At 63.6% G+C, this 19,079-nt stretch carries 19 protein-coding genes; 8 read left to right on the top strand and 11 right to left on the bottom strand.

Going from position 1 to position 19,079, the window contains the following annotated elements; all coding sequences use genetic code 11:
- Window positions 1-136 precede the first annotated feature (136 nt).
- The gene (gene fmt, locus TMPK1_RS11380; protein ID WP_420243128.1) at window positions 137-1,045 is read right to left on the bottom strand and encodes a methionyl-tRNA formyltransferase; all 909 of its coding nucleotides are present in this window, start codon (window positions 1,043-1,045) and stop codon (window positions 137-139) included.
- Between the two features lies 1 nt (window position 1,046).
- A complete protein-coding gene (def, locus tag TMPK1_RS11375; RefSeq protein WP_420243127.1) occupies window positions 1,047-1,559 on the bottom strand; it encodes a peptide deformylase in 513 nt (170 codons plus the stop codon).
- Between the two features lie 140 nt (window positions 1,560-1,699).
- Here def and TMPK1_RS11370 point away from each other — a divergent pair, with 140 nt between their 5' ends.
- Entirely contained in the window at window positions 1,700-3,019 is a 1,320-nt protein-coding gene (locus TMPK1_RS11370; RefSeq protein WP_420243126.1) for a DNA recombination protein RmuC, read from the top strand.
- Window positions 3,020-3,063: 44 nt separating this feature from the next.
- Window positions 3,064-3,852 (top strand): MerR family transcriptional regulator, encoded by a 789-nt coding sequence (locus tag TMPK1_RS11365; protein ID WP_420243125.1) that lies wholly within the window; start codon window positions 3,064-3,066, stop codon window positions 3,850-3,852.
- A 4-nt stretch (window positions 3,853-3,856) separates the two neighbouring features.
- Here the strand turns inward: TMPK1_RS11365 and argB are convergent, their stop codons facing one another.
- Genes argB through rpmH form a run of 6 tightly spaced genes read right to left on the bottom strand, consistent with a single transcriptional unit; the run spans window position 3,857 to window position 7,971 of the window.
- On the bottom strand, window positions 3,857-4,768 hold the full coding sequence (gene argB, locus TMPK1_RS11360; protein ID WP_420243124.1) for an acetylglutamate kinase: 912 nt from the start codon (window positions 4,766-4,768) through the stop codon (window positions 3,857-3,859).
- 56 nt (window positions 4,769-4,824) lie between these two features.
- Window positions 4,825-5,472: a ribosome biogenesis GTP-binding protein YihA/YsxC gene (yihA, locus tag TMPK1_RS11355; RefSeq protein ID WP_420243123.1), complete on the bottom strand. Its 648-nt coding sequence runs from the start codon at window positions 5,470-5,472 to the stop codon at window positions 4,825-4,827.
- Window positions 5,469-7,202, bottom strand: a complete 1,734-nt coding sequence (gene yidC / locus TMPK1_RS11350; protein ID WP_420243122.1) for a membrane protein insertase YidC — start codon at window positions 7,200-7,202, stop codon at window positions 5,469-5,471. The genes yihA and yidC overlap by 4 nt, the downstream gene beginning before the upstream one ends.
- A gap of 49 nt (window positions 7,203-7,251) precedes the next feature.
- On the bottom strand, window positions 7,252-7,482 hold the full coding sequence (gene yidD / locus TMPK1_RS11345) for a membrane protein insertion efficiency factor YidD (protein ID WP_420243121.1): 231 nt from the start codon (window positions 7,480-7,482) through the stop codon (window positions 7,252-7,254).
- Entirely contained in the window at window positions 7,479-7,826 is a 348-nt protein-coding gene (gene rnpA, locus TMPK1_RS11340; protein ID WP_420243120.1) for a ribonuclease P protein component, read from the bottom strand. Before rnpA ends, yidD begins: the two co-directional genes overlap by 4 nt.
- Window positions 7,827-7,836: 10 nt before the next feature.
- Window positions 7,837-7,971, bottom strand: a complete 135-nt coding sequence (rpmH, locus tag TMPK1_RS11335) for a 50S ribosomal protein L34 (RefSeq protein WP_420243119.1) — start codon at window positions 7,969-7,971, stop codon at window positions 7,837-7,839.
- A 118-nt stretch (window positions 7,972-8,089) separates the two neighbouring features.
- Here rpmH and TMPK1_RS11330 point away from each other — a divergent pair, with 118 nt between their 5' ends.
- The gene (locus tag TMPK1_RS11330; protein ID WP_420243118.1) at window positions 8,090-8,317 is read left to right on the top strand and encodes a hypothetical protein; all 228 of its coding nucleotides are present in this window, start codon (window positions 8,090-8,092) and stop codon (window positions 8,315-8,317) included.
- A 62-nt stretch (window positions 8,318-8,379) separates the two neighbouring features.
- Here TMPK1_RS11330 and TMPK1_RS11325 read toward each other — a convergent pair whose 3' ends face one another.
- A complete protein-coding gene (locus tag TMPK1_RS11325; protein ID WP_420243117.1) occupies window positions 8,380-9,006 on the bottom strand; it encodes a ParA family protein in 627 nt (208 codons plus the stop codon).
- A 97-nt stretch (window positions 9,007-9,103) separates the two neighbouring features.
- Between TMPK1_RS11325 and TMPK1_RS11320 the strand changes: the two genes are divergently transcribed.
- The 3 genes from TMPK1_RS11320 (at window position 9,104) to TMPK1_RS11310 (ending at window position 15,201) form a co-directional block, all read left to right on the top strand.
- Window positions 9,104-11,602 (top strand): helicase-related protein, encoded by a 2,499-nt coding sequence (locus TMPK1_RS11320; RefSeq protein ID WP_420243116.1) that lies wholly within the window; start codon window positions 9,104-9,106, stop codon window positions 11,600-11,602.
- Window positions 11,599-11,910 carry an RNA-binding S4 domain-containing protein gene (locus tag TMPK1_RS11315; RefSeq protein ID WP_420243115.1) on the top strand — a complete coding sequence of 104 codons (312 nt, stop codon included), beginning with the start codon at window positions 11,599-11,601 and terminating at the stop codon, window positions 11,908-11,910. Before TMPK1_RS11320 ends, TMPK1_RS11315 begins: the two co-directional genes overlap by 4 nt.
- Before the next feature lie 315 nt (window positions 11,911-12,225).
- A complete protein-coding gene (locus TMPK1_RS11310) occupies window positions 12,226-15,201 on the top strand; it encodes a TonB-dependent receptor domain-containing protein (RefSeq protein WP_420243114.1) in 2,976 nt (991 codons plus the stop codon).
- A gap of 89 nt (window positions 15,202-15,290) precedes the next feature.
- Here the strand turns inward: TMPK1_RS11310 and TMPK1_RS11305 are convergent, their stop codons facing one another.
- Window positions 15,291-16,763, bottom strand: a complete 1,473-nt coding sequence (locus TMPK1_RS11305; protein ID WP_420243113.1) for an aminotransferase-like domain-containing protein — start codon at window positions 16,761-16,763, stop codon at window positions 15,291-15,293.
- Between the two features lie 150 nt (window positions 16,764-16,913).
- On the bottom strand, window positions 16,914-17,900 hold the full coding sequence (locus TMPK1_RS11300) for a glycosyltransferase family 9 protein (protein ID WP_420243112.1): 987 nt from the start codon (window positions 17,898-17,900) through the stop codon (window positions 16,914-16,916).
- Window positions 17,901-17,994: 94 nt separating this feature from the next.
- Between TMPK1_RS11300 and hpf the strand changes: the two genes are divergently transcribed.
- Both hpf and ptsN read left to right on the top strand, forming a co-directional pair.
- Window positions 17,995-18,588: a ribosome hibernation-promoting factor, HPF/YfiA family gene (gene hpf, locus TMPK1_RS11295; protein WP_420243111.1), complete on the top strand. Its 594-nt coding sequence runs from the start codon at window positions 17,995-17,997 to the stop codon at window positions 18,586-18,588.
- Between the two features lie 22 nt (window positions 18,589-18,610).
- On the top strand, window positions 18,611-19,072 hold the full coding sequence (gene ptsN, locus TMPK1_RS11290) for a PTS IIA-like nitrogen regulatory protein PtsN (RefSeq protein ID WP_420243110.1): 462 nt from the start codon (window positions 18,611-18,613) through the stop codon (window positions 19,070-19,072).
- The last annotated feature ends 7 nt before the right edge of the window (window positions 19,073-19,079 follow it).

Raw genomic sequence — 19,079 nt, 5'->3', positions numbered from 1 at the left:
TAGGCGCAGGAGGACGTGATGGATCCGAAAAAGACACAGACCGACAAAAAGCACGACGAAGACCAGCTCGACGAAGCGCTGGAAGAAAGCTTTCCCGCCAGCGATCCCGTCGCCGTCGACACCGACGAAGACTGAGTCACGACAAGACCGGCGGCAAGGTGAAGCCGCGGCGGAATTCCGTCGCCGGCTGCGCCGCCTTGCCGGCGCGTTGCAATTCGGTGAGGCGCAGCGCGCCATCGCCGCATGCAACGGTCAGATCGTCGTCGAGCAAGGTGCCGGGCGGCGCACCGGCCGGGCCGGGCATGATCGCAGCGCGCAACAGCTTTACCCGTTCACCGCCTGCTTCGAACCACACACCCGGGCGCGGGTTGAGCGCGCGCACTTGCCGATCGAGATCGACGACGTTGCGCGTCCAGTCGATGCGACCTTCTTCGCGCGTCAGTTTGGCGGCGTAGGTGACGCCGTCGGCCGGTTGCGTTTGCGGCGTCAGGTGTTTGATGTCGGCCAGCGCCTGCACGATCGCCTTGGCGCCCAACGCGGATAGTTCGTTGGTGAGCGCGGTCGCCGTCGTGCGCGGCCCGATCGCAACGCGTTCGGTCAGCAGCATCGGGCCGGTATCGAGCCCGACCTCCATTTGCATGATCGTGACGCCGGTCTGCGCGTCACCCGCCAGGATCGCGCGCTCGATCGGCGCCGCACCGCGCCAGCGCGGCAGCAACGACGCATGGATGTTGAGACAGCCATAGGTCGGCGCATCGAGAATGGCGCGCGGCAGGATCAGCCCGTAAGCGGCGACCACCGCAACATCGAGCTTCAGATTACGAAACGCATCGCGCACCGCTTCGTCTTTGAGCGAGACGGGCGTGCGGACTTCGATCCCGTTGGCCTCAGCCCAATGCTGGATCGGTGACGCGACAAGCTTGTGGCCGCGGCCGGCGGGGCGCGGTGGCTGGCTGTAGACGCAGACGATCTCGTGCCCCGCTTTCGCGATCGCGTCGAGCGCTGGGACCGCGAATTCGGGCGTACCGAGAAAGGCGACCCTCATCTCAGTCTTGGTTGCGCTTCAGCTTGGTCATCTTGCGCAGGATCATGTTGCGCTTCAGTGCCGACAGATGGTCGACGAACAACACGCCGTCGAGATGGTCGATCTCGTGCTGCACGCAGACCGCCAGCCAGCCGTCGGCCTCCAGCGTCTTCTGTTCGTTGTTCTCGTCGAGATAGCGGACCGTGACGCGCGCCGGACGTTCGACGTCGGCATAGTGATCCGGAATCGACAAACAGCCCTCCTGGTTCACCGCAGTCTCGTCCGACTTCGCGACGATTTCCGGGTTGGCCATTTTCATCGGCTGCGGCGGCGTGTCTTTCGGCGCCACGTCCATCACCAGCACGCGATCCAGCACGCCGATCTGGTTGGCGGCGAGGCCGACGCCTTGATGCTCGTACATCGAGTCCAGCATGTCCTGCATCAGCGCGCGCACGCGGTCGTCGACCTGGGGCACGGGCTTGGCCTTGGTCTTGAGGACGGGGTCGGGCGCGAGAACGATCGGACGGGCTGTCATGGCCGCGGGAGATAGGGGCTGCGGTCGTTCCGGGTCAAGACGAGCAGCGCTCGGCGACCCCAACAAACGTCAAGACGAGCGCTGGTGCGACTCAAATGGAGCGCGTAAAAGTCGGCAGGAACGAAGCTGGAACATGGCCGATGATCGAGTGGGTGGAAATCGCGCTTTTGGTGGTGCTGATCGTGCTGGCGCTGCTGCGCCTACGCGGCGGCAGCGGCTATGCGGCTGCGACCGAACGGCTAGTGCGGATCGAGGCGGCGGGTATGCGCGCCGAACAGGCGCAGCGCGAGGATCTACGGGCGCTGCGCGAAGAATTGCAGCGTGGCGGGCGCGAGACGTCGCAGGCGCTGCGCGAAGAGCTGACCGCGCTGGGCCAGACCGTGAAGGATCGTCTGGAAACCGTCGGCGCCGAACTGGCGCGGCGTGGCGAAGCTGACGAACGCCGCCAAGAGGCGCTGCGCAAATCGGTCGACGAGCGGCTGGAAGCGGTGCGGCTTGTGGTCGAGCAGCGGCTGGAAGCGCTCAACGTCAACAACGCCGCCAAGCTCGAGGAAATGCGTGCGACGGTCGACGAGAAGCTGCACGCGACTTTGGAAGCGCGTTTGACCGCCAGCTTCGGGCTTGTGTCCGAGCGTCTGGAGAAAGTGCAGGTCGGGTTGGGCGAGATGCAAAGTCTCGCAACCGGTGTCGGCGATCTGAAACGCGTGCTGACCAACGTGAAAAGCCGCGGCGGTTGGGCTGAAATTCAGCTCGGCTGGTTGCTCGAACAGACCCTCGCGCCGGAACAGTACAAGGCGAACGTGCGCGTTCGGCCCGACACCAACGAGCTGGTCGAGTTTGCGATCTGCTTGCCCGGCGACGAAGAATCGGTGTGGCTGCCGATCGACGCGAAATTTCCCAAAGAAGATTACGAGCGTCTGCTCGAAGCCTATGAAACCGCTGATCCGGATGCGATCGAGCGGCACGGCAAGGCGATCGAGCGCGCCATTCGCGACGAAGCGAAAAAGATCTCGGACAAATATGTGTGCCCGCCGCATACGACCAATTTCGCTATCATGTATCTGCCGACCGAAGGCCTGTTCGCCGAAGTGATCCGGCGCCCGGGTCTGGTCGACGACATTCAGACGCGCTGCCGCGTCACGATTGCGGGACCGACGACGTTCACGGCGCTGCTGAACAGTTTGCAGATGGGTTTCCGTACGCTGGCGATCCAGCAGCGTTCGGGCGAAGTGTGGAAGATCCTCGGCGCGACCAAGTCCGAGTTCGAGAAGTTCAGCACCTTGTGGGAAAAGCTCGGCAAGCAGCTTTCGACCGCGCAGAACACGGTCGAAGAAGTCGGCCGCAAGTCGCGCACGATTTCGCGTGCGCTCAAGAACGTCGAAAGCGAACCCGGTGGGGCATTGGGTGCCGATACGGCGCCGTTGCTTGCGCTCGACGACGAGCGCGACGCTGCCGAATAGGGCTTGACCCTCACGTTGCGTGAGGCCGTAGGACGATCAGCGCGATGGAACGAAACGCGCGTACATACACGGTCAAGCAGGTGGCATCCTGGTCGGGAGTCTCGATCCGGACGCTGCATTTTTACGACGAGATCGGCCTGTTACGGCCGGCCGAGATTGGGGCCAATGGCTACCGATATTACGGCCGCGATGAACTGCTGCGACTGCAGCAGATTCTGCTGTATCGCGAGCTCGACGTAAAACTTACCGAGATTGCGCGGTTGCTGGACGCGTCGTCGACCGATCGGGTCGCGGCGCTGCAGGCGCACCGTCTTGCAGTTGAACAACGCGGCGCGCGGCTCGCGACGTTGCTGCGGACGATCGATTCGACCATCGCCGACCTACGAGGAGAAACGGTGATGGATGAACGTGGATTTTTTGATGGATTTGACCCGGCAACGCAGGCGCGGCTCGAACAAGATCTGGTCGACCGGTTCGGCGAACAGATTCGGCCGCATATCGAAGAGTCACGCGCCAAACGGCAAAGCTGGTCGCGCGACGAGCAATTGGCGATCAAGAACGAAGGCGATGCGCTGACGCGCGATCTTGCTGTGCTCGCGCGCGAAGGTGCAATGCCGGACGAACCGCGTGTTCTTGCGGCCGTGCGACGGCACCATGACTGGGTGGCGCAGTCCTGGGCGCCGCGCATGCCGACGCGCATAAGTTACAGCGAACTCGCCAAGCTCTATGTCGAGCACGAACAGTTTCGTGCGCACTATGACGGGTTCACTCCGGGCCTAGCCGATTGGCTTGCCGCTGCAATGAAGAGCTTCGCCGAACGCGAGCTCGCCTAAAGCGTCAGCCGAAGCCGCGCCCGATCAAGGTGCCGGCGCCATGCTGGGTGAAGATTTCCAACAGCAGAACGTGCGGGATGCGGCCGTCGAGAATGACGGCCGCGTCGACGCCGTGATCGACCGCGTTGAGGCAGGTTTCGATCTTGGGAATCATGCCGCCCGAAATCGTGCCGTCGGCGATCATCGCGCGCGCTTTGTCGGCCGTCGCGTGTTCGACCAGGTTCTTGTCTTTGTCGAGCAGGCCGGCGACGTCCGTCAGCATGAACAGGCGCGTTGCGCCCATCGCGGCCGCGATCGCGCCTGCGGTCGTGTCGGCGTTGATGTTGAACGTCTCGCCATTGGGGCCAACGCCGATCGGCGCGATCACCGGAATCAGATCTGAGTCTTCGAACGTCTCAAGAATCTCGGCGTTGATCGTGTGCGGTTCGCCGACGAAGCCAAGATCGAGCACCTTCTCGATGTTGGAATCCGGATCCTTGTAAGTGCGCTTCAATTTGCGCGCCTGGATCAGGTCACCGTCTTTGCCCGAAATGCCGATCGCTTTACCGCCGGCAGCGTTGATCGACGACACGATCTGTTTGTTGATCGAACCGGCCAGCACCATCTCGACCACGTCGACTGCAGCCTGATCGGTGACGCGCAGCCCGTCGATGAAGCTCGACTTGATCTGCAGCCGGTCGAGCATCTGGCCGATTTGCGGCCCGCCGCCATGCACCACGACCGGATTGATGCCGACCTGCTTCAACAGGACGATGTCCTGCGCAAAGGCGAGGCCGGCGCTGGGATCGCCCATCGCGTGCCCGCCATACTTCACGACGAAGGTCGAGCCGTTGTAGCGACGCATGAACGGCAGCGCCTCGGTCAGGGTCGCTGCTTTTTCCAACCACGCTTCTGGGCTGATGACGGGGCGGGTCATGTCGAAAGACGCTCCGATGAAGGTCCGCGCTTCCTAGCGGCGGAACGGCGGGAAAGCTAGCTGGCGAGAAGCTCGGCCAGATCGGCGCGCAACTCCTCGACGCCACGCTTGTCGCGCGAGCTGGTGACGATCGGCTCGGGCAGGGCGGCCGGATGTTTGCGCGCGGTCTCGGTGACTTGGGCGATGATGTCGGCAAGCTCGGCGGGCTTCGGCTCGTCGGCTTTGGTCAGCACGATCCGGTACGGCACCGCGGCCGTGTCGAGCATCTTCATGATCTCGGCGTCGACGTCTTTGATGCCGTGGCGCGAATCGATCAGCAGGCAGACGCGCCGCAAGGTCGACCGGCCTTTGAGATACAGCTTGATCAGACCGGTCCAGCCCGCGAGCTGCTGCTTGGAGACTTTGGCATAGCCATAGCCGGGCAGATCGACGAGCCGCATACGGTCGTCGGCGAGCGTGAAGAAGTTCACCTGCTGCGTACGGCCGGGCGTGTGGCTGACACGCGCCAAGGTCGTGCGGCCGGTCAGCGAATTCACCAGACTCGACTTGCCGACATTCGAGCGGCCCGCGAACGCGATCTCGGGCGGGCCCGCATCGGGCATCACCTCGGTCGACACAGCGCCCGCGATGAAATCGCAGCGCTGCGCAAACAACCAGCGGCCGGCTTCGATGCGCGCAGCGTTGTTTGCGGTTGCGTCGGTCAAGCTGGCTGCTTCTTCGGCGTCGTCGCGCGGCGCAGATATTTCTGCTGCGCGATCGACAGGATGTTGGTCCAGGTCCAGTAGATCGCGAGACCGGCCGGATAGTCCTTCATCATGAACATGAAGATCAGCGGCATGAACTGCATGATCCGCTGCTGCGTCGGATCCGGCATCGGCGTCTGCTTCATCTGGAAATACTGCGTGACGCCCATCAGCAGCGGCCACGCGCCCAGCAGCAGGAACGCCGGCGGCGCCCACGGAATCAAACCGAACAGATTGAAGATCGTCGTCGGATCGGGTGCCGACAGATCGTGGATCCAACCGAAGAACGGCGCGTGCCGCATTTCGATCGTGACCAGCAGCACCTTGTACAGCGCGAAGAAGATCGGGATCTGAATCAGGATCGGCAGACAGCCCGACGCCGGATTGATCTTCTCGCGCTTGTAGAGCGCCATCATTTCTTGCTGGAACTTGGTCGGGTCGTCTTTGTGGCGTTCCTTCAGCGCGGTCAGCTTGGGCTGCAGGTCTTTCATCTTGTTGGCCGAGCGGAAGCCCGCATTGGCAACCGGGAAGACGAACAAGCGCACGATGACCGTGAAGATCAAAATCGCGACGCCGAAATTGCCGACCAGTTTGAACAGCGTTTCCAAGCCGTAGAAGAACGGCTTGGTCAGGAAGAAGAACCAACCCCAATCAACCGAGTCGCTGAGACGATCGATCTTCTGCTCGTCTTCGTAGCGCGTCAGCGTGCGCACTTCTTTGGCGCCGGCGAACAGACGTTCGGCCGACGACGCGCTTTCGCCCGGTGCCAGCGTGACTTTCTGACCGGCATAGTCGGCCTGGTACAGATCGCGCCCTGCTTCGCTGGCGTAGCTGAAACGGGCGCTGACTTTTGCGTCCGACGGCGGCACGGCGACGACCAGCCAATATTTGTCGGTGAAGCCGATCCAGCCGCCTGTACTGCTGTGCTCGACGCCCTTCTTCTTGATGTCGTCGTACGACTTCTCCTCGAGCTTGCTGTCGAGAATACCGAGCGGACCTTCGTGCAGCACAGTGTAGGCCTGCGTCGATGCCGGGTTCTGGCGCGACACCAGCGCGAACGGCGTCAACGACACCGGCTTGTCGGTCTTGTTGGTGACGCGTTGCGTGACGGTGAAGAGATAATCCTGATCGACTTCGACTTTGCGTTCGAAGACCAGGCCCTCGCCGTTGTCCCAGCTCAGCACCAGCGGCTTGCCGGGTTCCAGCGTTCCGTTGGCGTCGCCGCCTTTCCATTCCGTCGTTACGTCGGGCAGCTTGCCTTCGCCGATCCAACCGAACTCAGCGTAGTAGGGATGCTCGGTTCCGCCCGGCGACAGCAACGTCACGTCGGGTGAATTCGGATCGACCTGTTCGCGATATTTCGCAAGGCGCAGATCGTCGATGCGATTGCCGACAAGCGACACCGAACCGTGCAGCGCGGGCGTCTGCACTTTGACGCGCGGTGCTGCGCGCAGTGCTTCGTCGCGCGACTTCGCTGTCGTCGGTGCCGGCTTCACGTCGGTCAGCTGGGCGCCTTGCACCTGCTTCTGACCGGCGGCCTGTTCGACGGCCAGCTGCTGTTGCGCTTGCTGTTCGCGTTGCCGCTGTTGCTTCGGGGCTTCGAAGAAAATCTGGAACCCGGCGAAGATCAGCAGCGACAGCACGACCGCGATGATCAGGTTGCGCTGTTCGGAGTTGCGCGGTGCAGACATGGCTTCAGGTGATCTCTTGAAGAAGGCGCTGCAGAACGCAGCGCGGAATTCAGACGGTTTTGCGCGGTACCGGGTCGAACCCGGCGCCGCCATACGGGTGGCAGCGGCTGACACGCTTCAGCGCCAGCCAACTGCCGCGAAGCGCGCCGTGCTCTTCCAACGCGCCGAGTGCGTAGCACGAGCAGGTCGGTTCGAACCGACAATTCGGGCCCAGCATCGGCGACAGCAGGAGTTGGTAAGCCCGGATCGGGATTCGCAGGACTGCGGCGAACGGGCTCATCGTGACGCCCCGGCCCGCTGCAGCGCGTGGCGTAGATCAGCCTCGAGCGCGGCGAAGTCCCGAGTCGGCGCATCGGCGCGGGCAATCAGGACCAGGTCGTGGCCGGGGAGCGCGGTGCTGGGCAGGACCTGACGCGCCAAGGCGCGCAACCGGCGCTTGGCGCGGTTGCGGGTCACGGCATTGCCGATCTTCTTCGTGACGGTGAAACCGACCCGGAGCGCGTCATCCTCGCGCCGGCGGGCCTGTACGATCAGGCCGTGGGCCACGCCTTTGGAGCGGGTGGCCGCGACGGCAAGGAACTCGGGACGCCTCGTGAGCCGGCCGACGGGGATTTCCGCGGGCACGGCAAAGAACTTAGGCCGAGAGCTTCTTGCGCCCCTTGGCCCGACGGCGCGCCAGCACCTGACGACCATTGGCGGTCGCCATGCGCGCACGGAAGCCATGGCGGCGTTTCCGCACGATTTTGCTGGGCTGATAGGTCCGCTTCACGGCTTCTATCCTTCAAGGAACGGGGTCGAAAAAACGAAGGCGCGTCTATAGAGACGCGCCCCCGCCCTGTCAATTCGAACCTGATTCCGGGGGTTATTTGGCCGGAGTCGTGGTCGTTGTGCTGCTCGTCGTCGATTGGGACGGGCCGCTTGGGCTCGTCGTGGTGGTGGTCTCCGTCTTGCGCTCGATCGCACTGGATCCGGTCGAACCGGCCGGGCTGCTGGTCGCGGTATGGGGTGCCCCGGCCGGAGCCGTGGTGCGCCCACCCGAGAACAACAGGAAAAACCCGACCAACACGATCGCGACCAGCGCGACGATGGCCACTGAAGCTCCGCTTCGCATCTGAAATGCCTCCTCCGAACTACGCTCTTGGTCCAACGAACCGGAGCGGGGAGGGGCGGGTTCCGCTTATTTGCGGTCTTCGATGAAGCTGATCAGCGGGTCCCAGTCCTCGCGGACCAGTTCGCTGCGCATGTCGCCCATATCGAAGATCGTCATGCCGCGGGCCGCCGCCTCTGGATAGAAGCTCGACTCGCGCAGGCGGGTCAGAACGTCATGGCCCAGCTCGGCCAGGAACTCGTCCAGGCGCTGGGCGGCCCGGGTATAGGCCCGGACCCGGTTGCCGACGATGGCGATGGGCTTCTTGTTGCGCCGGATCGGCTTCAGCTCGTCCAGCTTGGACAGGAACTCCTGGCTCGCATTCTGGTCGAAGACCGAGGGCAGGACCGGCATCACGATGATGTCGACCGTATCCAGCAGCGCCTCGACCTGGGTCTCCCGGATGCCCGCAGGCCCGTCGATGATCAGGTAGTGCAGCCCTTTCGGGATGGTCCCGATCCGCTTCGACCAGTCGGCCGATTGAATCGGGGCGAGGTGCGCCGGACGCGACTTGGTCCAGGCAAGGCTGGAGCCCTGCCGGTCGGCATCGGCGAGAAGCACGTTGTTGCCGGCGTCCGCGAAGGCACCGGCCAGGCTCGTTGCGATGGTCGTTTTCCCGCAACCGCCCTTGGAATTGGCAACCAGGATCGACTTCATGGCCCCAGGCTACGGAACTTATTCCGTAGCCGCCACGGGAATTCGCCAATTCGTCCACACACTTGCTCGGGCGGGGATTCGGCCTCACTTGGGGGGAATGGCACCGTCTGCGGGCCGGGTCGTCGCGATCCTCGGCCCCACCAACACTGGCAAAACCCACCTCGCGATCGAGCGGATGCTGGCGCACGCCAGCGGCATGATCGGATTTCCGCTGCGTCTGCTGGCGCGTGAAAATTACGACCGGGTGGTGCGGCTCAAAGGCGCCAACGCGGTGGCGCTGGTCACCGGCGAAGAAAAAATCATCCCGCCGTATGCGCGCTGGTGGATCTGCACCGTGGAATCGATGCCGCTCGAACGCGAAGTCGCGTGTCTTGCGGTCGATGAAATCCAACTCTGCGCCGATCCCGATCGCGGCCATATTTTCACCGACCGGTTGCTGCACGCACGCGGGCTCGACGAGACGCTGTTTCTCGGCGCCGACACGATCCGTCCGTTGCTGCAGCGTCTGGTGCCGCGCGCGGAATTCGTCACGCGCTCGCGTCTCTCGACGCTCAGCTACGCGGGGCACAAGAAAGTCACGCGCTTGCCGCCGCGTTCGGCGATCGTCGCCTTCAGCGCCGCCGAAGTGTACGAGACCGCCGAAGTCATCCGGCGCCAGCGTGGCGGCACCGCCGTCGTGCTTGGCGCGCTCAGCCCGCGCACGCGCAACGCGCAAGTCGCGATGTATCAATCGGGCGAGGTCGACTATCTGGTTGCGACCGATGCGATCGGCATGGGTCTCAACATGGATGTCGATCACGTCGCGTTTGCACGGCTGCACAAATTCGACGGCAACCAGTCGCGGCGGCTGACCCCGTCAGAAATCGGCCAGATTGCGGGCCGCGCCGGCCGGCATATGAGCAACGGTACGTTCGGCACGACCGGCGACGCCGGCGAGCTGGATCCCGAGCTGATCGAGAAAGTCGAAACGCATCATTTCGATACGCTGAAACATCTCTATTGGCGCAACAGCGATCTCGATTTCCGGTCGCCCACGGCGCTGCTGAAAAGTCTCGACGCGCGCTCGCCCGCAGCCGCGTTGATGCGCGCGCGTCCAGCCGACGACCAGATCGCGCTGCAAGCATTGTCGCGCGACGAGGAGATCGAACGGATTGCAACGACGCGCGATCGCGTGCGGCTGTTGTGGGAAGTCTGCCAGGTGCCCGACTTCCGCAAAGTCATGTCGGATGCGCATGCGCGTCTGCTGGCGCAAATGTTCAAACATCTGTCATCGGCGTCGGGACGACTTCCAGTGGATTGGATCGCCAATCAGGTTGCGCGGCTCGATCGCGTTGATGGCGACATCGATACGCTGGTGCAACGCATCGCGCATGTGCGCACCTGGACCTATGTCTCGCATCGCATCGACTGGACGCCCGATCCCGCCCATTGGCAGGAGCTGACGCGCGGTATCGAAGATCGTTTGTCGGACGCGCTGCACGAACGTCTGACGCAACGCTTCGTCGATCGCCGTTCCTCGGCGTTAGCCAAGCTTCTCAGCGACGGCGGTGATTTGCTCGCAGGCGTGACGCCGGACGGTGCGGTGGTGGTCGAAGGCCACCCGGTCGGCAAGCTGGAAGGGTTGCGATTCACCCCCGATCCCGTCGCCCAGGTCGAAGACGGTCGCGCCGTGCTGAGCGCCGCGCGCCGCGCGCTGCGCGAAGAAATGCGCCGGCGCATCGCGGCGCTCGAAAGCGATGACGACAGCAACTTCACGCTCGACGAAGATGGCGCCGTCCGCTGGCGCGAACATCCGGTCGCGCAATTGACGCAAGGCACGACGCCGTTGCAGCCGCGCGTGCGCGCACTGTCGAGCGAGTTGCTTGGTACTGCCGAAGCACAACGCGTCAATGCACGCGTCGAAAGCTGGATCGCGCGCGAAGTTGCGCGCCGCTTGAGCGCGCTGGCGAAACTGTCGGATGCGCAGTTGGACGGTGCAGCGCGCGGCGTCGCGTGGGAATTGGTGCGCGCGCTGGGCCTGGTTCCGCGCACGCAGGTCGAAACGCAACTGCACGCAATGGACAAGACAGCGCGCACGGCGCTGCGCGCATTGGGTGTCGCGATCGGCGCCGAGCATGTCTATCTGACCAGTGCTGGAAAGCCGGCGGCGGCAACGCTGAAACGCGTGCTGTGGCGCATCTTTTCCAACTATCGCGATGTGTTGCCGTCCTTACCGATGGGGCCGGTTTCGATTGCCGCCGATCGCGACGTGCCGGCGGGGTTCTACGACGCGATCGGCTGGCCGCTGGCGGGTACACGCGCGGTGCGCGTCGACGTGCTCGACCGGTTTGCGCAGACATTGATCCGCGCCACCAAACCGGATGGAACATTGGCGCCTGATCCAGCTTGGTCGCGACGTCTCGGTTGCGCATTGAGCGACGCAGAGTCGGTTGTGATCGCGCTGGGTTGGCGCAAGATCGTCGACGAAAACGGCGCGCGCTTTCGGCGGATGCGGCGGCCGCGCGCCAACAACGCGCGGCGGGGAACGCTGCCTGTCGATGGTCCGTTTGCGTCGTTGCAGATGCTGCGTCGAGACAAACAGCGCGGAGACGAATGACGGACGATCAGGGCAAATTCGGCAGGACCATCCGGCTCGACAAATGGCTGTGGCAGGCCCGGTTCTGCCGCACCCGATCCATGGCGGCCGAATTGATCGTGGCCGGGGGCGTCCGGATCGATGGCCGCCCGGGCGCCAAGCCGGCCAGCTCGGTCCGTCCCGGTCAGGTCCTGACCTTTGCGCTCGGACGCCATGTGCGGGTCATCCGGGTGCGGGCTTTGGGCGAACGGCGCGGTCCCGCGGTCGAAGCCCAGGCGCTCTACGAAGACCTTTCGCCCCCGAATCCCGCGACTCAGCTTCCGACCTGACGTCGATATGTGTCTTCACTGCAACAGAGTGACGAGCCCGTAATCGTGGCGTGGATGTCACTCTAGGGGAGGCCTAAAACCGCCTCGGCCACGCAATGGCGGTGCCTCGCGGCCACAGGTTTGCGCCGTGCACCGCGGCCGAAGCCCGCGCGCGTTGACCCATCCTCTGCCGAACCTTCGGTTGGCTCATCCGGTGCCCAGTCAATGCGGCAACCGGGTTCCCGTGGATCTAGTGGGGATATAATGAACCGAAGCTTCGCCGGTCGTTCGATTCGTCGAACGGCCCTTTTCAGCTCCGTAGCGACGTTGTCGCTTATGGCGCTGGCGACGTCTGCCTCTGCGCAGACGACGACCACGACCTCGACCGAGGAAATCGTTGTTACGGGTTCGCGCATTGCGCGTCCGAACCTGACGCAGCCGAACCCGGTCCAAGTCGTGAATGCCGAGACGATCCAATCGCTCGGTCTGACGACCACTGTCGACGTCATCAATCAGCTGCCGCAAACGCAGAACAACCTGACGATGTCGACGTCGAACCGTTTCATCAACGGCGCCGGCGTGTCTTTCGCCAACCTGCGCGGCCTGGGTGAATACCGCACCCTGACCCTGGTTGACGGTAAGCGTCACGTTGGTTCGCTGTCGGGCCGTAACGGCTCGGGCGGCACGTCGCTGGTCGACTTGAACCAGATTCCGCCGTCGCTGATCGATCGCGTTGAAGTTGTCACGGGCGGCGCCTCGGCCGTCTACGGCGCTGACGCTGTCGCCGGTGTCGTCAACATCATTCTGAAAAAGAATTATGAAGGCGCCGAAATCACCTCCGAAATCAAAGAATCGGAACACGGTGGTTATCACGCGTTCAACACGAACGGCGTGTTCGGTGTGAATGTCGGCAACGGCCGTGGCAACATCACGTTCGGTTTCGACTACAACAACGACAAGGGCCTGTTCGGCCGCGATCGCGATTTCGCGACGCAGAACATCAGCCTGCTGACCAACCCGGCCAGCAAGAGCGCGACCGACGGCATCTTCGATCGTCTGTCGTACCGTCCGACCGTCTCGTCGACGGTTGCCGCCACTGGCGCTCCGGTCATCAAGACCGCGCTCCGTGGTGCTGGTTCGCAGTACACGTTCGCGTTCAAGCCGGACGGCACGGGCATCGTTCCGTTCAACCGTGGCTTCCTGCCGAACGGTACGCCGACCAACACGACCTCGGTCGGTGACGCGCAGGCGATCGGTGGTGACGGCGCTGAGACGTCGCAGTACCTGACGCTGCGCGTTCCGAACACGCGCGTTGTTGCCAACACGCTGATCAACTACCAGCTCGCCGAAAACCTCGGCTTCGTGAAGACGATCAACTTCTTCGCGGACGTGAAGTACGCCGACTCGCGCGGTGCAACCGAATCGACGCCGTTCACCAACGGCACCGGTACGGCTCCGACGGGCAACGGTACGGACGGCATCTCGGGCACCGGTTCGCTGGTCGCTCGTGCTGACAACCCGTATCTGCCGGCCGACGCACGTGCGTTGCTGGCTGGCGCCGGCATCACCGGCGCAGGCACGTTCCAGTTCACTCGTCTGAACAACGACTGGGGCGGTCAGCGCGAATATCACTACGAGTACCAGGTGTTCCGCGCCGTCACCGGCTTTAACGGTGAACTGCAGAACGGCTGGAAGTACGAAGCCTTCTACGACTACGGCCGTAACCAGACTTCGTTGCTCAACAAGGATCGCGTGACTGCACGTATCAATCAGCAGCTCGATGCTGCGGTTGATCCGACGTCGGGCCAGATCGTCTGCCGTGACCCGGCTGCGCAGGCAGCAGGTTGCGTGCCGATCAATCCGTTCAAGGTCGGTCCGTTGACGCAGGCGCAGTACAACTACGCTCACGTCATCACCAAGGAAATCGCCACGCTCATCCAAGAGAGCGCCGGCGCCAACCTGTCGGGCGATATCTTCAAGTATCGCACGCCGTTCTCGGGCACCGTTGCGCCGCTCAGCTTCGCAGCTGGTGTCGAATGGCGTCGTGAATACGGCACCGACAACACCGACTACCTGGCTCAGCAGGGCTCGGGTTTCATCTACGGCAACCAGAACGTCGGTCCGACGGGTTCGTACACTTCGCGTGAAGCGTACCTCGAACTCGGCATTCCGGTTCTGCGTGACCTGCCGTTCGCGAAGGCGGTCGACCTCGACCTGGCCTATCGCTACTCGAAGTACTCGACGTCGGGTTCGGCGAACACCTGGAACGCTCGCGCGGTCTGGGCGATCAATGACGACGTCAAGGTTCGCGGTGGCGTGGCTCGTGCGGTTCGCGCTCCGAACCTCGACGATCTGTTCTCGCCGGCTGGCGATAACTTCCTCGGCGTTCTGGACGTCTGCTCGATCACCGATATCGGCAACAACCCGAACCGTACGGCAAACTGCCGTGCCAACGGCGTGCCGGTCGGTTTCGACTCGCGTAACTTCAGCAACCCGTCGGTTCGTACCGGTGGTAACCCCGCTCTGAAGCCGGAAATCGGTTCGACCTTCACCGCTGGTGTTGTGTTCACGCCGACCTTCGTTCCGGGTCTGACGGTCACGGCTGACTATTGGTGGGTTCGTATCACCAACGGTCAGGCGTCGCTGGATGCGAACTCGCTCATCCGTGCTTGCTACGATACGGGCAATCCGGTTGCTTGCGGTGCCATCACGCGTCGTGCTGGCTCGGGTGAAATCTTCCGTATCAACGGTACGGTTCAGAACATCGGCAAGGAACTCACCCGCGGTCTCGACCTCGGCGTGCAGTACTCGTTCGGTCTGGACCGCGTTGGTCTGAAGAACTACGGCGACCTCACCGTCGGCTTCGACGGCACGTGGAACCCGGAGAACATCATCATCCAGAACCCGGCCGATCTGTCGTCGAAGCTGTATCGCGCAGGCACCGTTGGCTATCCGCATCTCCGTGGCACGTTCCGTGCCGTGTGGGATTGGGATGCGCTGTCGGTTACCTGGCAGAGCCGCTTCATCGGCGAGTCGGAAATGTTCCCGAATGCGTCGAACGAAGTTGCGGATTTCCACAACATCCCGACCTTCTGGTACCACGACCTGTCGGCCAAATATCGTTGGCGCAACCTGACGTTCTTTGGTGGCATCAACAATCTCGCGGACAAGAAGCCGCCGCAGTACGCGTTCCTGTATCAGGGCTCGTATCAGGGTGGTTCGTACTCGACGTTCCCGGTCACGACCGGTGGCGGCGGTGCGTATGATCCGATCGGCCGTGCGTTCTTCGCCGGCGCGACGATTAAGTTCTAATCGAAACGAAGAAGGCCCGTGTGCAAACACGGGCCTTCCGAGAACTCAGCCGGCAGAGCTCGCTCTGCCGGCTTTTTCTTTGTCTGAATTTAGCGCGCGCGCGGTGCCGCGCTGTTGCGATCGAGAAGTTCGGCCAACTTTTGCGCAGCACGATAGGTTTGCGTCGCATTGGTGCCGGCGAAACCGCACACCAACGCACGTTGCACGCGCGCCCCGGCGGTCATCGCCGACAAGGCGGCAACACCAAGCCCCTGTTCCTGCGCTGCTTGCGCGACGGCGACGTCCGATCCCGACGACGCAAGTTCCAACGTTGCGACCAAGCCGGCAGGATTGCTGCGCAACCGTCCTTGCCAAGCGGCGCCCAACCCGTCGAGCAGGGCCGCGAGACGTTCTTCGACCGCGCTTTTGAGGCGCGTCAGATGTTCGCCGAATGCGCCTGACGCCATCATGTCGGCGAAGCTCGCCTGCATCAGCATCGAGCCCGGCTCGTCCATCGCGAAGCGACGTTCGATCACCTCGTTGCGAATTTCATCCGGGCACCATGCCCATGCGATCGGCAGGCCGGGAAACGCGATCGAGGCAAATGAACCGACCACGATGGTGCGCGCGCTACGTGCGCGCTTTTTGACGTCGGTCAGCGCAAACCCGCCGCCGCGTTCGTCGGCAACGACCCAACCGTCATGCGCTTGCGCCCAACGATCGAGTCCGTCCATCGCATCGTGCGCGACGCCGGACTCGTCGAAGAAATGCAACGACGGCGAAACCAGCGCGCCGCGTGCGCCGGGCGCAATTTCCTCGGCCAGTTCTTGTTCGATGCCGTCGCGGCCAAGGCCAATCGGCACCGCGCGCAAACGCAACGCGTCGAGTGCGCGCAATTGCACGTGATCGGCAGGATCTTCGAGCCAGATTTGATTGCCCATGTCGGCAAAGGCGCCGAGCACCGCGACCAGCGCTTGTTGGCGCGATCCGAACAGAACCAACTCGTCGGCTGCGACGCGCACGCCGCGTTGATCGCTGAGCCAGCTTGCAATCGCTTCGCGCAATGGACGGAAGCCGATCGGATCGGCGGCGCGCAACACGCCCGAACCCAACATGCGAATGGTGCGGGTTTCAAACCGCGCCCACGCTGCTGCCGGAAACAAGTCGAGCGCCGTTTGTCCAGGTGCCAACGGGCGATGATCGCGCGGGCTCGGGCGGCCGAACGGTTCGAAGGCGTGGCCGGGCGGCAAATGTTCTTCGATCGATGCGTAGCGCGCCGGCGCTGCAGTCGCTTCGTGTGCGCGCACGACGACGAAACGGTCGCCGTCGGGACGTACCAATCCTTGTTCGACCAGCACGCGCAACGCATCGGCGCAGCGCAGCGGCGACACGCCCAGCACAGTCGCGAACGATGCGGGCGACGCGATCCGGAAACCGTCGGGCACCCGCGTCAGGCCAGCGCGGAATGCCTGCTCGATATCGATCAGCCGCGAACCCGGTTCGAGATTGGGTGCGAAGTTGAGGACCGACTCCTCATCCGCCTGCGTGGCCGGCCCAGCCTGTTCGGCGCCGGTGCGCGGCATGCGCGGCGCGCGCCATGCAGGGCGTGTCCGGCCGCGAGATGCCATCGGCGTTTGCGATGGCAGATTTTGCAGAGGATCGGAGGAGCGCATCTGGGGCCAGAACGTGTCGTGGGGGACACACTCATAGCCGATAGACGCAAATTGTAACCACTATTCGGACGTTGTATTCGCGCCGGCCGTCCCGTCGCCAGGTCGTGCTTTCAGGACTGCTTCAGTCGAAAGCCCGCGCAAATCCTGGACGCGTAAAATTGTAACTGCGGCCCCACGCGGTGCGGCGCGCGCCGGATCGGAAGCGTGTGAAAACAGCACGATGGAGGGACAACCGGCGGCCGCGATCAGATGCATCGGGCCGGTGTCGTTGCCGATCGCGAGGACAGCGCGCCGGGCTAGCGCCCCAATTTCGAACAGGTCGGTCCGCGTCGTCAGGTCGCGGGCGCCCGGACAGGCAGCGCAGATGACCCGGGCCGCCTCGACCTCACTGGCCCCACCCAAAATCACGGGCACCAATCCCTGGGCCGCCAGCGCCACCGCGGCCTCGCCATATCGTTCGGCGGGCCAGCGCTTCTCCGGCCGGTGCGCAGCAGCGCCGGGCACCAGCAGCGCGAAGCGCGGCGGCAGCTCGAACCGGGCCAGGTCGGCATCGAGCCAGCCGAGATCGGCGGGCGGGACCTGCGCGATCCCCGCGTCGCGGAGCTGGCCGGCATAGAGGTCGCTGGCATGCAGCGTCGTGCGCTTGGGATCGCGATGGGGGTGCGAGGCGCCGGGCGCGATGCCCGACCATTCCGGGACCGGGCCAGGCCAGAACAGGCGGAAATAAAGGTTGGTCCGTCCCTGGGTCTGGAGGTCGTAGACGCGGTTGAACCGACCCTCGCGCAGGCGACGGCGGAGCCGAAGCCAACCCAGCGGATCCCGCCAGCGCGGCCGGTCGTCGATCCAGACCTCGTCGAACCAAGGCGCACGCTTGGCCAGCGCGGCAAACGGGGCGGTGGTCAGGAAGGTGATGTGGGCATCGGGATGATGGCGGCGGATCGCCTGAAAGGCCGGAAACGCCAGCACGATGTCGCCGAATGCGGACAGGCGGATGACCAGAATGCGGGCGGTTGGGGCCCGGTGGCCGATAGGCGCAATTCTTGACACTTCAGACCCTCACGGCCATCTTCGAATGGCTCTTGCCGGCACGTTTAATGCCGTTCGGCGTTACGCCCCCGGGAGCGACGAAACCGCTGGAAATATGCATCTCACCATCAAGGGGAAGCAGCTCGACGTAGGCGACTCGTTACGCGCTTACGTGACTGAGCAACTCGGCGGCGTTGCTGGAAAATACTTCAGCAACCCGATCGAAGCGACCGTGGTCTTGTCCCAAGACGCCTATCTCTATCGTGCTGATATTTCGGTGCATGTTGGTCGCAACATGCTGCTGCAGGCTGGTGCCGAGGCGACCGAGATCTATCCGGCGTTCGACGCCGCGGCCGAGAAGGTTGGCAAACGCCTGCGCCGCTACAAGCGGCGGTTGAAAGCACACCATGCCTCGAGTGACCACAAGGTCGCACCCGACTCCCTCCCGGCCCGCGAACGTGTAATTGAGGCGGACGCCGACGAAGCCGAAATCGAGGCTGAAGGCACTGAACCGGTTGTAATTGCTGAAATGCAGACTCGGATCGATACGATGTCCGTTGCTGAAGCGGTCATGCGAATGGATCTGGGCGAGCTGCCGGCTTTACTCTTCCGAAACGGTGCACACGGCGAACTGAACATGATCTACCGACGTCCCGACGGGCACGTTGGATGGGTCGATCCGACGAGCAACAAAGGGCGCGCTGCCTGAACCCAGGCGGCGCAATGACCGAATGCTGTTGAACCATCTCACGCCTGATTGCGTGATCCCGAGTTTGAAGGCCGGCTCGAAAAAGCAGGTACTTCAAGAGCTGGCTCGCAAAGCCGCCGATCTCACTGGCCAAGACGAATCCGTCATCTTTGACGTGCTGCTCGAACGCGAGCGGCTCGGCACGACGGGCATTGGCCATGGAATCGCAATTCCGCACGGTAAAATTCCCGCGCTCGATCGCGTCTATGGCGTGTTCGCGCGCCTGGAACGCCCGATCGATTTCGACTCGATCGACGAGCAGCCGGTGGATCTCGTGTTCTTGTTGTTGGCGCCGTCGGATTGCGGCGCCGATCATTTGAAAGCGCTGGCGAAAGTTTCGCGCCTGCTGCGCGATCGCATGTTGTGCGAGAAGATGCGCGGCTCGACGGGCGCGGATGCGATCTTCGCGCTGATGAACCAAGTCGAAGATCGTACCGCCGCGTAACAACGCG

The organism is Roseiterribacter gracilis, from assembly GCA_018332375.1.
Lineage (GTDB): Bacteria > Pseudomonadota > Alphaproteobacteria > BOG-932 > Roseiterribacteraceae > Roseiterribacter > Roseiterribacter gracilis.
This window is presented reverse-complemented; position numbering and strand designations above follow the sequence as displayed.

Excerpts from the sequence above, each read along its gene's own strand:
- fmt (WP_420243128.1), bottom strand. The coding sequence starts at position 1,045 with ATGAGGGTCGCCTTTCTCGGTACGCCCGAATTCGCGGTCCCAGCGCTC.
- def (WP_420243127.1), bottom strand. The coding sequence starts at position 1,559 with ATGACAGCCCGTCCGATCGTTCTCGCGCCCGACCCCGTCCTCAAGACC.
- TMPK1_RS11370 (WP_420243126.1), top strand. The coding sequence starts at position 1,700 with ATGATCGAGTGGGTGGAAATCGCGCTTTTGGTGGTGCTGATCGTGCTG.
- TMPK1_RS11365 (WP_420243125.1), top strand. The coding sequence starts at position 3,064 with ATGGAACGAAACGCGCGTACATACACGGTCAAGCAGGTGGCATCCTGG.
- argB (WP_420243124.1), bottom strand. The coding sequence starts at position 4,768 with ATGACCCGCCCCGTCATCAGCCCAGAAGCGTGGTTGGAAAAAGCAGCG.
- yidC (WP_420243122.1), bottom strand. The coding sequence starts at position 7,202 with ATGTCTGCACCGCGCAACTCCGAACAGCGCAACCTGATCATCGCGGTC.
- yidD (WP_420243121.1), bottom strand. The coding sequence starts at position 7,482 with ATGAGCCCGTTCGCCGCAGTCCTGCGAATCCCGATCCGGGCTTACCAA.
- TMPK1_RS11325 (WP_420243117.1), bottom strand. The coding sequence starts at position 9,006 with ATGAAGTCGATCCTGGTTGCCAATTCCAAGGGCGGTTGCGGGAAAACG.
- TMPK1_RS11320 (WP_420243116.1), top strand. The coding sequence starts at position 9,104 with ATGGCACCGTCTGCGGGCCGGGTCGTCGCGATCCTCGGCCCCACCAAC.
- TMPK1_RS11315 (WP_420243115.1), top strand. The coding sequence starts at position 11,599 with ATGACGGACGATCAGGGCAAATTCGGCAGGACCATCCGGCTCGACAAA.
- TMPK1_RS11310 (WP_420243114.1), top strand. The coding sequence starts at position 12,226 with ATGGCGCTGGCGACGTCTGCCTCTGCGCAGACGACGACCACGACCTCG.
- TMPK1_RS11305 (WP_420243113.1), bottom strand. The coding sequence starts at position 16,763 with ATGCCGCGCACCGGCGCCGAACAGGCTGGGCCGGCCACGCAGGCGGAT.
- hpf (WP_420243111.1), top strand. The coding sequence starts at position 17,995 with ATGCATCTCACCATCAAGGGGAAGCAGCTCGACGTAGGCGACTCGTTA.
- ptsN (WP_420243110.1), top strand. The coding sequence starts at position 18,611 with ATGCTGTTGAACCATCTCACGCCTGATTGCGTGATCCCGAGTTTGAAG.